This window comes from Sphingobium sp. ZW T5_29 (assembly GCF_044987515.1).
Lineage (GTDB): Bacteria > Pseudomonadota > Alphaproteobacteria > Sphingomonadales > Sphingomonadaceae > Sphingobium.
The window spans coordinates 145867-160506 of the sequence record NZ_JBJDRM010000008.1; the positions used below are offsets into that span (position 1 = coordinate 145867).

The 14640-nt window shown below is 63.6% G+C and carries 7 protein-coding genes; 3 read left to right on the forward strand and 4 right to left on the reverse strand.

All coding sequences use genetic code 11. The features are described 5' to 3' along the window. Positions 1-4: 4 nt before the first annotated feature. Complete coding sequence (locus ACI3KQ_RS09030; protein WP_404956823.1) at positions 5-979, reverse strand: YihY/virulence factor BrkB family protein; 975 nt, start codon at positions 977-979, stop codon at positions 5-7. Positions 980-1222: 243 nt separating this feature from the next. Between ACI3KQ_RS09030 and ACI3KQ_RS09035 the strand changes: the two genes are divergently transcribed. Beyond that, the gene (locus ACI3KQ_RS09035; protein WP_404956825.1) at positions 1223-4057 is read left to right on the forward strand and encodes a TonB-dependent receptor; all 2835 of its coding nucleotides are present in this window, start codon (positions 1223-1225) and stop codon (positions 4055-4057) included. Beyond that, positions 4057-5130 (forward strand): phytase, encoded by a 1074-nt coding sequence (locus ACI3KQ_RS09040; protein WP_404956827.1) that lies wholly within the window; start codon positions 4057-4059, stop codon positions 5128-5130. Before ACI3KQ_RS09035 ends, ACI3KQ_RS09040 begins: the two co-directional genes overlap by 1 nt. Positions 5131-5171: 41 nt before the next feature. Here ACI3KQ_RS09040 and ACI3KQ_RS09045 read toward each other — a convergent pair whose 3' ends face one another. Both ACI3KQ_RS09045 and putA read right to left on the reverse strand, forming a co-directional pair. Next, positions 5172-6356, reverse strand: a complete 1185-nt coding sequence (locus ACI3KQ_RS09045; protein WP_404956829.1) for an acetyl-CoA C-acyltransferase — start codon at positions 6354-6356, stop codon at positions 5172-5174. Between the two features lie 157 nt (positions 6357-6513). Then, on the reverse strand, positions 6514-10119 hold the full coding sequence (putA, locus tag ACI3KQ_RS09050; RefSeq protein WP_404956831.1) for a trifunctional transcriptional regulator/proline dehydrogenase/L-glutamate gamma-semialdehyde dehydrogenase: 3606 nt from the start codon (positions 10117-10119) through the stop codon (positions 6514-6516). A gap of 200 nt (positions 10120-10319) precedes the next feature. On the opposite strand from putA, the gene ACI3KQ_RS09055 reads away from it, so the two are divergent. Continuing rightward, positions 10320-12749, forward strand: a complete 2430-nt coding sequence (locus tag ACI3KQ_RS09055; protein WP_404956833.1) for an alpha-L-rhamnosidase C-terminal domain-containing protein — start codon at positions 10320-10322, stop codon at positions 12747-12749. Positions 12750-12770: 21 nt separating this feature from the next. Here ACI3KQ_RS09055 and ACI3KQ_RS09060 read toward each other — a convergent pair whose 3' ends face one another. Next, positions 12771-14552, reverse strand: a complete 1782-nt coding sequence (locus ACI3KQ_RS09060) for a tetratricopeptide repeat protein (RefSeq protein WP_404956835.1) — start codon at positions 14550-14552, stop codon at positions 12771-12773. Between the last annotated feature and the right edge of the window lie 88 nt (positions 14553-14640).

The window sequence follows — 14640 nt, forward strand, 5'->3', positions numbered from 1 at the left end:
CTTATCACGGCATCGCCGCGCTGGTGTCCGCCATTTTCGCGCCCCTGCTGCCCATCGGCTTTTCCGGCCCTGTGGTCGTATCCTGCGCGGTCTGCCGTTCCAATTCGGCATTGACCAGACCGCCAATCAGGACCGCATAGGCCGACACATAAAGCCACATCAACAGCACAACGACCGCGCCCAGCGACCCGTAAGTCGCGTCATAATCACCGAACCGGGACGCATAAAAGCCAAAGCCCAAGGTTGCCGCCAGCCACAACAAGGTGGCCAGAATCGACCCGATGTTGAGCCATTGCCACCGCGCATCCGACCGATCTGGCGCAAAGCGGTACATGCCACCAATAGCGGTGCTGCACAGGGCGGCGGCGGTGATCCAGGTCAGCACCTGCACCGCCGCGGTGGCGACCCATCCCCATCCGCCCACCATAACCCCGGCTAGGCTGAGCATCGATGCTGCCAGAAGCCCCATGATACCAACCATCACGGCAGCCATCACCAGGCCTGCGGATAACAGGGTGGACCGCAGTATCGACCGGCGATCCTCTTCCTCATAGATGATGTTGAGCGAACCGATCATGGCACCCGACGCGCGTGACGCACCGTAGATGGAGATCAGCAGCGCGATCATCAGGCCCAGCCCCTTCTGACCCGCCGCCGCCTGCGTCAGTTGCTTCAACTGGTCGTAGATCAGTTGTGCCGCGTCAGCCGGGACGAGGTCGATGATGGTCCGCATATGCTGGGCCACGGTCGCGGGGTCGGCGATCAGTCCATAGGACATGACCAAAGCACCCAGAAGGGGGACGAAGGATAGAAAGGCGTAGAAGGCCACGCCAGCCGACAGCAGGCTGAGATTGCGGCGTCCGTTATTGACCCACACCCGCCCGATCACGGCCTTCCATGCGGGCCAGGGCAACGACCGGGGCGTGTCTGCGCCAGCGCCCCTTTTCTTTTGCGTCGGCGACATATGGGTTGGGTTCATCTTTTTGTCCCCTCGATAATGTGCTGGAATCGCACCGACGTTGCGCATGCCCCTGATCCCGCATTCCATCAGCCAAAGCGCGAAGGTGGCGGAGGTTCCCTGACGTTTGCGGGGGAATCCGGCGTGGGTGCCGTCGGCCCGGTCATGAATCTGCCATCAAACAATCATCATTGTGCAACCTGACCGCCATCACGCCGTAAGCTGACGCGTTCAGTGGGACCCCACTCAAAAGGGGGACTTTACATGAAACATCTGTTTGCGAGCGCCAGCCGCGCCGCCATCATCTTGGGCTTTGCGATGCCAGCCGCCGTAATGGCAGGCACCATCACCGGTTCGGTATCGGACGGCACCGGCACGCGCGCGCTGCAATCGGCGCAGCTTCGCATCGTCGAGCTGAACCGCGTGGCCGAAGCCGACCGCGACGGGTCCTTCCGCTTCCCCGATGTCGCGCCGGGCACCTACACGATCGAGGCGCGCTATGTCGGCATCGATACGGTCCGCAGCACCGTCACCGTCCCGGCGGACGGCGATGTGAACGCGAACATATCGATGGGGTCGAAGGCCGATGCCCCGATCATCGTCGTCGGACAGATCGCCAACCTGACGAGCGCCCTTTCCCGCCAGCGCGCCGCCGACGGCGTGGAAAGCGTGCTGACGCGCGACGCGGTGGGGCAGTTCCCTGACCAGAATGTTGCGGAATCGCTGCGCCGCCTGCCGGGCATCAATGTGCTGAACGACCAGGGCGAAGGCCGGTTCGTGTCCGTGCGCGGGCTTGACCCCGAACTCAACGCGACTTCGGTCAACGGCGTCCGCCTGCCCGCGCCGGAAAGCGACGTGCGATCTGTCGCTCTGGATGTCATTTCCAGCGACAGCATCGAATCGATCGAGGTCAAGAAGTCGCTGACGCCGGACATGGACGCCGACACGATCGGCGCTTCGGTGGAAATCCACACCACCAGCGCCTTTGAACGGCGCAAAAACCTGCTGACCGCGAAGGCAGAGGGCAGCTACAACAACTATTCGGGTAAGCTGACGCCAAAGGGCAGCTTCGATTTTTCGCAGCGCGTGCCCGACAGCTTCGGCGTGTCGGGCGGCCTGTCCTATTATCAGCGCAAGTTCGAAACCGACAATATCGAAGCGGACGGATGGGACCAGGATAACGGCCTGACCTTCCCTGACGAGGTCAACTATCGCGACTATGATGTCGAACGGAAGCGGCTGTCGGCCAACCTCAATTTCGACCTGCGCGTGGGCGAAGCGACCAAATTATATGCGCGCGGCGTCTACAGCCAGTTCGACGACCAGGAATATCGCCGCGAAACCAGCCTGAAGTTCGACGCAGCGCCTTCGTCCGGCAGCGGCAGCAACGTCGAATATGACGACACAGACGGCGAAATCGCGGTGCAGCGGTCGATCAAGGACCGGTTCGAGCGCCAGCGCATCCGCAGCCTGGTGCTGGGCGGCGAAACCGACAGCAATGGCTGGCACGCCCGATATTCGGTGAGTTATGCCAAGTCCACCGAGAGGGAGAATGGCTCCATCGACCCCGCCAATTTCGAACGAAGCTTTGACGGGGACGGACTGACCATCGGCCTGGACTTTGCCGACCCGCGCAGGCCACTCTATTCCGTTGGCGGCGCGCCGGGCGCGGTCGCCGATTTCAGCGATCCTGCCGAATATGAACTGGACAGCATCCAGGTCACCGCCCTGTCCGACGCACGCGACCGCGAATGGGCGGGCAAGTTCGACGTCGGCAAGGAATTCGCAATGGATGGCGGCAGCGTCACCATACAGGCTGGCGTCAAGGGCCGCTGGCGGGACAAGAGCTATAATCTTGAAACCCAATATTGGGAAAATGACGACATGACGCTGGCCGATGTGGTCGGCAGCCAGACCTATCGCATCACCGACATATCGCCCGTCCCCGGCAAGACCAGCGCGCGCGCCTTTTTCAACGCCAACCGCGCAGACTTCGAACTCAACGCATTTGACTCGCTGCTCGATTCCAGCGTCGAAGATTATTCGGTCAGCGAAGACATCAGGGCCGCCTATCTGCTGGGCCGGTGGGACAGCAGCACTTTGCGCGTGATCGGCGGCGTGCGTTACGAACATACAAAGAATGACATCCGCGCCAACACGGTGACCACGATCGAGGAAGACGGCACGCTGCCCGACGGTTCGACCGCGACCGAAGACACGATCCTGATCGAACCAAACCGTTTCAACCGCAGCTATGGCGACTGGCTGCCCAGCCTGACCGTCCGGTGGGAGCCGCAGCAAAATCTGGTCCTGCGCGCGGCGGCCTACAAGAGCCTGGTGCGGCCCAAACTGTCCAAGCTGGCCCCGCGCTTCAGCATCGAGGAAAGCGACGCGGGCGCGCGCGAAGGATCGTTCGGTAATCCCGATCTAAAACCCTACAAAGCATGGAATTTCGACGCAGGCGTCGAATATTATCTGCCCAACAACGGCGCATTATCGGCGGGCCTGTTCTACAAGGACCTGAAGAACTTCATCGTCGATACCAATGTCGACGATCCGGGCACCTATAACGGCATCGCTTTCGACGAAGCCACTATCCCGATCAACGGCGAAAGCGCCAGGATCTGGGGCCTGGAACTGAGCTATGCGCAATCGCTGCGGTTCCTGCCCGCGCCACTGGACGGAATGCTGGTGCAGGCCAATTATACCTACACCGACGCGACCGGCGATGTGCCGACCGATGGCGATGCGACCGACCTGCGGGAAATCAACCTGCCTTCCAGTTCGAAACACACGTTCAACGTGGCGCTGGGATATGAAAAGGGTCCGGTTTCGCTCCGTCTGGCGGGCACCTACCGGTCCAGATATCTGGACGAACTGGGCGATACGGCGCCCGAAGACCGGATGGTGGACAATCATTTTCAGCTCGACCTGGCCGCGCGGCTGAATGTGACCCGCCGCGTGCAGGTGTTTTACGAATGGGTGAACATCAACAATGCCAAATATTTCGCCTATAATCGCGTGGGCGCTGGCAGAAACCTGCTGCAGTTCGAACAATATGGCTGGACGATGAAGTTCGGCGCACGGGTGAAATTCTGATGCGTATCCCTTCCCTCACCCCCCTCCTGCCGCTGCTGGCGCTGGCGGCCTGCGCCACTGGAGAGCGGGAGGTGCCGATCGACGTCCGCATCGCCCGTGCGACCCCCGCCGTTTCCGTGACGGCGCGGGGGGAAACGACGCCGGTCGGCACGTCCAATGCCGACGCGGCGGACGACCCGGCAATCTGGCGCAACGCGGCCGATCCGGCGCAAAGCCTGATCGTGGGCACTGACAAGAAGGCCGGGTTGTACGTCTATGGCCTGGACGGCAGGACCCGCGATTTCCTGGATGCGGGCCGGGTCAACAATGTCGATCTGCGCGAAGGCATTGCCATTCAGGGCAAGCCCGGCCTGCTGGTGGCGGCAAGTGACCGTAACGACCCCGCTCAGGCAAAGATCGCCCTGTTCCGCCTCGACCCCGCCAGCGCCAAGCTGACGGCGTTGGGCCGGGTCAATGCCGGGCAAGGGGAAGCCTATGGCGTCTGCCTGTATCGCGCGGCGCAAGCGACATACGCCTTCATCGTGTTGAAGGACGGCACGGTGAACCAGATCGCCATCGATGCTTCCGGGCCAACCCCCACCGGCCGGACCGTGCGGACCATGAAGCTGGGCACCCAGTCGGAAGGCTGCGCGGTCGATGACCGCACCGGCGTCCTGTATGTCGCGGAGGAGGATATCGGCCTGTGGCGTTTCGACGCACGGGCCGATGCCGCGCCGTCGCCGGTGAAGATAGCCGCCGCCGATGATCGCAATCTGGTCGCCGATGCGGAAGGCGTCGCCATCGCCCCGATGGGGGAACGGGACGGATATGTCATCGTGTCGAGCCAGGGCGACAACGCCTACACGCTCTACAGGATGAGCGGCGACAGCTATGTCGGACGCTTCCGCATTGTCGATGGCGCGGTCGGCGGCGCGGAAGAAACCGACGGCATCGACCTGATCCTGGGCGATTTCGGCCCCGCCTATCCGGGCGGACTGTTCGTTGCGCAGGACGGGTTCAATGCCGCCGCCGCCCAGAATTTCAAGCTGGTGGCATGGGACGACGTTGTAAAAGCATTGGGATTGAAGGACTGATTATCTTCCGGCCTGCCCCGCATTGATGGGGGTGGGTCGGATCAGACGCGTTCCACCGCCATCGCCGTTGCTTCGCCCCCACCGATGCAAAGGCTGGCGACACCCCGTTTCAGGCCGCGATTTTCCAGCGCCGCCAGCAATGTGGCGATGATGCGCGCGCCCGATGCGCCGATGGGGTGGCCGAGCGCGGTAGCGCCGCCATTGACGTTCAGCCTGTCAGCGGGGATGCCCAGGTCGCGCGCGGCGATCATCGCCACCACGGCAAAGGCTTCGTTGACTTCGAACAGGTCGACATCCTCCACCGCCCATCCTGCCTTCGCCAGCGCCTTGCGGATCGCAGGCACGGGCGCGGTCGTGAAATTTGCCGGTTCATGCGCATGGGCGGCGGTGGCGATAACCCGCGCGACGACTGGCAGGCCTAGCCTTTCAGCGACACTGGCGCGGGTCATCACCAGCGCGGCCGCGCCATCCGAAATCGACGAGGCATTGGCCGCCGTGATCGTCCCATCCTTTGCAAAAGCAGGCTTTAGCGAAGGAATCTTGTCCGGCCGGGCCTTGCCCGGCTGCTCGTCCGTGTCGATGACGGTGTCGCCGCCACGTCCCGGCACCGTCACCGGCACGATTTCGCGTGCAAAGGCTCCGCTGGCGATGGCTTCGTTGGCGCGCGCAAGCGACCGGATGGCATATTCATCCTGTTCGGCGCGCGTAAACTGATAATCGCGCACCGCCTGCTCAGCGAAAACGCCCATCGCCTTGCCCGGTTCATAGGCGTCTTCCAACCCGTCCATCATCATCGTGTCGATGATGCGATCATGGCCGATCCGCGCGCCCGACCGATGCTTTGGCAAGGCATAGGGCGCGTTGGTCATGCTTTCCATGCCACCTGCTATGACAATGTCGGCGGCGCCCGCACTCAGCGCCTCATGCGCCATGATCGCCGCCTGCATGCCCGACCCGCACATCTTGTTGACGGTAGTCGCTTCGGTATTAAGGCCAAGGCCAGCCCCCACCGCCGCCTGACGCGCGGGTGCCTGGCCCAGGCCGGCGGGTAGGACGCAACCCATATAGATGCGATCTGCGGCATCGGTCGCGATCCCGGCGCGATCCACCGCCGCCTTTACCGCCGCCGCGCCCAGTTGAGTAGCCGTCAGGGGCGACAGCGCGCCCTGAAAAGCGCCCATCGGGGTGCGCGCATAGCTGACGATGACTATGGGGTCGTCCTGCATCTTCATCTCCTTTGGCCGGCGTGCGGAGCAACGCTGCCCTGCCTATATAATCACGGAGCCACTGCCTGGGGTAATAGGTGAAACGGAAACCAGTGAAACTTATATAATCATCGGGCAGGTCGCTTTTAAGCGCCCGAACCGGACCGGTCCCGCAGGCTCAACCAATCATCATCAGGCTGGCATTGCCACCCGCCGCGGTCGTGTTGATGGAGGTCGAAACCTCTTCCAGCAACCAGTCCAGGCAATAGCCCGATCCTTCGGCATGAACAGGCACGATCGGCCCATCGCGGTCGGCCAAGGCCTGGGCCATGGCGACGATAGCGGCAGCGTCTCCTTCTACCAGTGCGGCGGCGTACGGTGCGTCAGGGCGCATGGGGAAACGGGCCGCTATCGCTGCAGGCAAGCTCGCGGGGTGCGCCATGCCTTCGATCACGCCACGATTGCCGGTAGCCAGTGTCGCCCCCATCTGCCGCAACAGTCCCTGCGCGGTCGAGGGCCGCAGCAGGATCAGGCCGCGCGGATGCAGCGCATAGATGTTGCGTTCGCCGACTGGCCCCGGAAGCGTCAGTTCAACCCCCAATGCCGATGCGCCGCCCGCCTGCCGGGCATAGGCGGCAGCCTGAACCTCCCCCTCTCCATCCAGCCAGTCGGCAAAGGCGTGCAGCAGTGCCGGGGGCGTGTTGTCATGTTTGAGAAAAGGCGGTGGAATCTGGACCAGACGGTTGAGATAGAGCGGCCCGCCCGCCTTTGGCCCGGTGCCGGACAGGCCGCAGCCGCCAAAAGGCTGAACCCCTACAACTGCGCCGATAATGTTGCGGTTCACATAGATGTTGCCCGCCTTCACGCGCGCGGTAACGCGGTCGATGGTTCCGTCAAGCCGGGTGTGAAGGCCGAAGGTCAGGCCATAGCCGGTCGCGTTGATCTGATCGATCAGGACGTCCAGCCCATCGCGCCGGAAGCGCAGGACATGCAGCACGGGGCCGAATACTTCACGGCTGAGATCGGCGATGGATTGAATTTCGATGATGGTTGGCGGGACGAAGGTGCCATGGGCGGCGACGGACGGCAGCGGGCTTTGTTCGACCGTGCGGCCCAGCGCCTTCATGGCGTCGATATGCTGGTTGATCCCATCCCGCGCCGCCGCGCTGATCACAGGGCCGATATCGACATTCAACGCGTCGGTGCGACCGATGCGCAGTTCCGCCAGCGCACCCCGCAGCATCGCAAGCGTGCGGTCGGCCACCTCCTCCTGCAGGCATAGGATACGCAGGGCGGAACAGCGCTGCCCCGCGCTGTCGAAAGCGGATGCAATGACATCCCCCACCACCTGCTCGGCAAGTGCGGAAGAATCGACGATCATCGCATTCTGCCCCCCGGTTTCAGCGATCAGGGGAATGGGTCCGCCGGATGAGGACAAACGCGGCGCAAGCTGGCGCTGAATCAGGCGGGCAACCTCTGTCGATCCGGTAAACATGACGGCGGCGGCTTCTGGCGCGCCGACCAGCGCCGCGCCGATGCTGCCGTCGCCAGGCAGCAGTTGAAGCGCGTCGTCTGGCACCCCCGCTTCATGCAGCAGACGGACAGCCTCCGCGGCGATCAGGGGCGTTTCCTCCGCTGGCTTGGCGAGGACAGGGTTGCCCGCAGCCAGCGCGGCGGCGACCTGTCCGGTGAAGATGGCCAGCGGAAAATTCCACGGGCTGATGCAGACGACAGGACCTAAAGCAAGCTGTTCCAGGCCGAAGTTGGCGCGGGCCTGCGCTGCATAATAGCGCAGGAAATCCACCGCCTCGCGCACTTCGGCAACGGCGTTGGGCAGCGACTTTCCGGCTTCGCGGACGATCAGGCCCAGTAGGATGGGCATCCGCGCCTCCATCGCATCGGCGGCACGATCCAGCATGGCGGCGCGTTCGGCGACGAGCGTGCTGGACCAACAGGATGCTGCGGCGCGGGCGGCGGCGGCGCGCGCTTGCGTTGGGGTCGCGTCGCTGACTTGTCCGACGACATCGCGATGATCGGCGGGGTTCAGCACGGCGCGGGCTACCCCTGCCCCGCCGGTCGGCGCGGCGGTCCAGGCCAGCGTCGCACTGTGGCGGAGCGCTTGTGTCAGGCTGACGAGCGCGCTTTCGTCAGTCAGGTCCAGACCCTGGGAATTGCGGCGATCGGGGAACAGGTTAGCGGGCAGCGCGACCAGGTCATGGCCCTGGCCGGGGCGATCCATGGCGCGCACGATATCAACCGGATCGGCCGTCAGTTCCTCCGGCGTCACCTGCGGATCGGCGAGGCGATGGACAAAACTGCTGTTCGCGCCATTTTCCAGCAGGCGGCGGACCAGATAGGCGAGCAGCGTTTCATGCGTGCCGACCGGGGCGTAGATGCGGCACGGGCGGTTCAGCTTCGCAGGGCCGACCACTTGTTCATATAGTGGCTCGCCCATGCCGTGCAGGCACTGAAATTCATAGTCGCCCGTTCGGAAATCCGGCCCGGCGAGGTGATAGATGGTACTGAGTGTCTGGGCATTATGGGTCGCGAATTGCGGAAAGACCGCATCGCTCGCGGCCAACAGCCTGCGCGCGCAGGCAATATAGGCGACGTCGGTATGCACCTTGCGCGTATAGACCGGGAATCCGGCAAGGCCGTCCACCTGCGCCCGCTTGATTTCCGCATCCCAATAAGCGCCCTTGACCAGCCGAACCATGATGCGACGGCCAGAACGGCGGGCGAGGTCGATAATCCAGTCAATGACGAACGGACAGCGCTTGCCATAAGCCTGGACAACGAAGCCCAGCCCGTCCCAGCCCGCCAGATCCGGGTCCAGCGCCAAGCTTTCCAGCAGGTCGAGCGACAGTTCAAGCCGGTCCGCTTCCTCAGCGTCGATGTTGAAACCGATGCCGTAGCTTTTCGACAGAGTCGCCAGTTGCTTCACGGCAGGCAGCAATTCCCCCATGATAGGATCCGCCTGCGCGCGGCTGTATCGCGGGTGGAGCGCCGACAGCTTTATCGAGATGCCGGGTCCCTCATTGACGCCGCGCCCTCCCGACGTCTGGCCGATCGCGTGGATCGCCCGCGCATAGTCGGCATGGTAGCGCGCGGCGTCGGCGGCGGTCGTGGCCGCTTCGCCCAGCATGTCATAGCTATAGGCGAAGCCCTTCGCTTCCATATGCGTCGCGCGGTCCAACGCCTCCTCAATCGTCTCACCAGTGACGAACTGTTCGCCCATCATCCGCATGGCAAGGTCGACGGCCCGGCGGATAACCGGTTCCCCCGCGCGCGCGATGAGGCGGGTCAGCGCCGCGCCCAGTCCGGGGTCGTCAGCACTGCCCACCAGCTTGCCGGTGACGACCAGTCCCCAGGTTGCCGCGTTGACGAATAGCGACTTGCCACTCCCCAGATGCAAACCCCATTGTCCGTCGGCGATCTTGTCGCGGATCAGGGCGTCGCGAGTGTCGTCATCAGGAATACGCAGCAACGCTTCCGCTAGGCACATCAGCGCCACGCCTTCCTGGCTGGACAGCGCATATTCGTGGATCAGCGCTTCGACGCCGCTGCCTTTGGGATGAGCGCGAAGGGCCGCAATCAGGGCGCGGGCGGTCACCGCAATGGCGGCGCGCGTGGAGTCCGGCAGGGTGGCCGCTGCGATCAGTGGGTCGAGCGCCTGAGCTTCATCGCGGCGGCAGGCGGCGGTGATGGCCTTACGCAGGGGAGTAGCGGGTCGGATCGCGGGCGCTACCGCCGCGAAGAGGGCAAGGTCGGCCTGAGTTTTCATAGGACGATCCTCCCTATACCGCCGACTCCATCATCGGGCGACACGCGTTCATATGATGTTGTCGCAGATGGAGGTCCTTTATAACCACATCAACTGGCTTGCAGTGAACGGCCAATGGTATAAAGAGACAGATGCGTGCGATTTACAGATGCCGATGGATGCCAGTGTCGGTCGAAAGTACGAACAGGGAGCGAGGATCGATGAAGCTTTTCACATCGCAATGTCTGGCAGGCATCAAGGTGCGGGATTGCGCCATCGCCTTTGCAGCCTTGCTGGCCATGGCCATCTCCACCCAGCCCGGCTTGGCCGCAGACTGGATCAGCGCGCCCGAAGCCGCGCAGGCCGACAGCAAACAGGCACCCGTGGCGCTGCAGTTCCGGCGTGAACTGACGCTCCCCCGCGTTCCACGCGCGCTGCCCGTTCGCGTCAGCGCCGACCAGCGCTATGTGCTTTACGTCAACGGCGTGCGCGTCGCGGCTGGGCCGTCGCGGGGCGACCTGAAGGCATGGCGATATGCACGCATCGACCTGGCCCCCTATTTGCGCAAGGGCGCCAACGTCATCGCCGCCCAGGTGTGGAGCGACGGGCGTAGCGCGCCGGTGGCACAGATTACTTCAAAGATCACCGGTTTCTACCTGGCTGCCGAGGACCAGGCGTTCGCGGCAATGGTGGACAGCAGCACCCAATGGACCGTGCGCCAGGATGTTTCGCGCAGCGTCAGTCCCGGACTGGTGCCGATGATCAAGCAGGTTGGGCCGATCTATTATGCTGCGGGCGGCCCGGAAACGATCGATGCCGCGCGGCAGGCGACGGACTGGACTTCGCCCCAATCTACCGCGCCCGGTTGGCAGGCTGCTATCCCGGCCCTGACCACGAAAACAGCGCCCTGGCATATGGTCGCTGACGCCCTGCCTGCGCAGCGTTATGAGCGTGTGGCCAGCGGCAAAGTGGTGCGACAGAAGGGCGTAAAGGCGGACGGCTTTCCCCGTCGTCCCGTCACCATCGCGCCCAATTCGGAAGCATCGCTGCTGATCGATTATGGCCGGGTGCTGGCAGCCTATCCTGCGCTGCGCACCTCCGGCGGCAGCGGCGCGACGATTACTGCCACCTATACCGAAGCGCTGTACGATCCCGCCGGGAAGAACAAGGGCAACGGGCGCTCATGGCTGCGGTTCGCCGACCGGGCAAGGGTGGACGACGGGCTGGCGCTGGGCGTAACCGACACGTTCAAGACAGCGGGAAAAGATAGTGTGGTCGCGCCATTCTGGTGGCGTGCCTGGCGTTTCGTCGAACTGCGGATCAAGACCGGCGACCAGCCGTTGACGCTCAATGGGCTCGACGTTCATGAAACGGGCTATCCGTTCGAACAGCGCGGTCGATTTGTCAGCGACGATGCCCAGTTGAACAAAATCTGGAACATCGGTTGGCGCACTGCATTGTTCGACGCCCATGAAACCTACATGGACACCGCCTATTGGGAACAGCTGCAATATATTGGCGACACGCGGTTGCAGGCGCTGCTGTCCTATGATGTCAGCGGCGACCCGCGTCTGGCGGTACAGGCGATCGACGCTTTCAATTCGTCGCGGCAGTTGACCGGCTTTCCACAAGCATCGTGGCCACAGGCAACTAGTAACGTGATCCCGCCCTTTGCGCTGCTGTGGGTGGGCATGCTGCATGACTATTGGATGCGACAGCCCGACACCGCGCCCCTGACCCGCAATCTGGAAGGCGTCCGGTCGGTGTTGGACTGGTATGCCCCCTATGTTCGGGAAAACGGTATGGTTCGTCCGACGCCAGACTGGCCGTTCATCGACTGGCGACCTTCGATGGACGGTCGGGCCTACATGAACGGCAAAGGCCCGGACAACTGTGTCATCACCATGATCTATTATGGTGCGCTACGGCAGGGGGCCGATCTGGAAGGCGCGGTCGGCGACGCACAACGCCGCACCGCCAATCTGGCGCAGGCTGACCGGGTGCGCGCCGGTATCGACCGCCAGTGCTGGAGCGCGACCCGTGGTCTTTACGCCGACACGCCTGCCAAGGACAGTTTCAGCCAGCACGCCAATGTCCTGGCCGTGCTATACGACATCGTCCCCAAATCGGACCAGGCGCGGGTGCTGGACCGGATCATGTCGCCCGATGGCGGTATCGAAGCGCCCGAAGGCATTGTCGGCACGACCTATTATTTTTCCTATTATCTGGCCGAAGCGATCAATCATGCGGGGCTGGGCGACCGTTACATCGGGCTGTTGAACACATGGCGCAAATTGTTGAGCCAGAATTTCACCACCTGGCCCGAAGAGGATGACCCGACGCGGTCGGACAGCCACGCCTGGTCCGCCCATCCCACCAGCGGCCTGTTGACCTATGTCGCGGGTATCCAGACCGCAGCGCCAGGATTTTCCAAAGTACGGATCACGCCGCATCTGGGGCATCTGAAAAAGCTGGACGCGGCGATGGCCCATCCCGCCGGACTGATCGAAACGCGGTACAGCCAGCGCAACGGGCGCTTGTCCGCGCGCGTGACATTGCCCGCCGGTCTCACGGGCAAGTTCAGCTGGAAAGGGCAAACGCGCCAGTTGCGGCCGGGCGTCAACCGGATCGCGCTGCGTAGCGCTAATTAGCGGTCGGCGCTGCCGATGTCGCTACAGCCGGTCCATCCGCAGCCATCGCGGATCGCCGGCCCAGGCGCGTTTCTGCGCGGCATCGGCGGCAGCAGCTTCCGCGCCATAACCGCGCGCGCGCTGCGATGCCGCCAGACCGTAAAGCACCCAGCCATTATTGGGTGACTGCGCCAGCGCCTGGGTGAATGCCTGTGCCGCATCATCATAGCGCCCCTGGCGATACAGCGCCGCGCCCAGCGACTGATGAACCGGATAATACCAGAAGGGCGGCTCCATATAAGGGATCTTGTCCTCCAGCGCGATCGCCTGGCGGTAGAGCTTTTCCGCCCGACCATATCGCCCGTTGGCGTAGGCCCAGCGGGCCGTCGCCACGGCTTCCGCCAGCTGCATCAGGTCGCGTGCAGGCACACCCTGATCGATCATCGACTGCACAGCTTGGCCATCGCGAATAGCGCGCAGCTTCGCCATTTCCCGGTCGAACCCGGCCCGGTCACGCTGTCGCGCCCGCGCCACCGCCCGCGCATAATGGTGCATGGCGATGGCATAAGGCAAACGTGGGTCGGGCGCGTGCATCGCCAATATCCGTTCAGGCGTGGCGAACTGGGCCGCGGCGAAATAGGGCGACGCATGGATCGCCTGGACCCAGGCAATCTTTGCACTGACCGCCGGGTCCAGCATCTGTTCCAGCTTCGTGGCATGGCTGATGGCGGTGCCCATGTCACCGGCCATCTGCGCCGACGTGACGATGAAATGGATGTTGTGGGGATAATAGCCATAACGCATCAGCCCCCGGTCGCCGCTGGCCTTGATCCATTCCTCATCCACCTGCGCTGCGGCCAGATTGACGCGCAGCGAATCCCGCCAGCGGCCAAGGCGGTAATAGATGTGCGCCGGCATGTGGACGAGATGGCCAGCCTTTGGCGCGAGCGGCGCGGCCAGCCGATCCGCCGCCGCTTCGGCACGGCGGGGGTCCGGCCCATTTTCCATCAGATGAATGTACAGATGCGACGCCTGTGGATGAGCAGGATTGCGCGCGAGCACCGTTTCGACCAGCTGGACGCCGTCGTCCAGCCGTGGCTGCGGCGTTTTTCGGTCGGCCATCCAGTAATCCCATGGCCGCGTATCCATTGCTGCTTCGGCCGCGAGCAGGCTGACATCGTCATGCGCGGGGTGGGCCGCCGCAGCAGCGAGCATCGCGTCGGCATAGGCCGCGTTCAGCGCAGGCTGATCGGCGGCGGGGTCGGGCGAATAACGCCGCATCATCGCGGCGGTCAGCGCCTGTTCCACCGGCATCGCGCCGCGCGACAGCCAGTCGGCATAGCGGGCCAGTCCAACCGCGCGGGCATTGGTGGCCGGGTCCATGGGCGCGTTGATGTTCGGACCATAGGCCAGCGCCTCGCCCCAGAAACACAGCGCGCAACGCGGATCGATCCGTTGCGCTTCGCGGAAAGATGCAATCGCCCCAGCGTGGTTGAATCCGTAGGCAAGCGCCAATCCCTGGTCGAAATAGCGCTGCGCAACCGGGCTGGACGTAGTGATCGGGAAGTGGATTTTTCCCAGATCATCGTAAAGTTGGACGCGTGCACCGGATGCCGCAGGCGCAAAGGCCGCCGCCAGCGCGAGCTTGTCCCGCATGGAAGCCGCGCCATTTTTCCCGCCACACAGATTACGCACCTTATTGACGGGATCGAGGGACGCTAGCAGGTCAGGCGAATAATAGCGGCCCGGAGCCGGATCCCCGCTCATTAAAATGCCGGTAGCCATCAGGAGCGCCAGCGAAGGAACGATTTTTCGCATCGCCATCCTCCATATCCAGAGTCGGTCGAAGGTTGCCACCCATAGCATATTTCGCGGGCGCTGACATGGGATTGGAACCTTTTCCCACTTGGGT

Excerpts from the sequence above, each read along its gene's own strand:
- ACI3KQ_RS09030 (WP_404956823.1), bottom strand. The coding sequence starts at position 979 with ATGAACCCAACCCATATGTCGCCGACGCAAAAGAAAAGGGGCGCTGGC.
- ACI3KQ_RS09035 (WP_404956825.1), top strand. The coding sequence starts at position 1,223 with ATGAAACATCTGTTTGCGAGCGCCAGCCGCGCCGCCATCATCTTGGGC.
- ACI3KQ_RS09040 (WP_404956827.1), top strand. The coding sequence starts at position 4,057 with ATGCGTATCCCTTCCCTCACCCCCCTCCTGCCGCTGCTGGCGCTGGCG.
- ACI3KQ_RS09045 (WP_404956829.1), bottom strand. The coding sequence starts at position 6,356 with ATGCAGGACGACCCCATAGTCATCGTCAGCTATGCGCGCACCCCGATG.
- putA (WP_404956831.1), bottom strand. The coding sequence starts at position 10,119 with ATGAAAACTCAGGCCGACCTTGCCCTCTTCGCGGCGGTAGCGCCCGCG.
- ACI3KQ_RS09055 (WP_404956833.1), top strand. The coding sequence starts at position 10,320 with ATGAAGCTTTTCACATCGCAATGTCTGGCAGGCATCAAGGTGCGGGAT.
- ACI3KQ_RS09060 (WP_404956835.1), bottom strand. The coding sequence starts at position 14,552 with ATGGCGATGCGAAAAATCGTTCCTTCGCTGGCGCTCCTGATGGCTACC.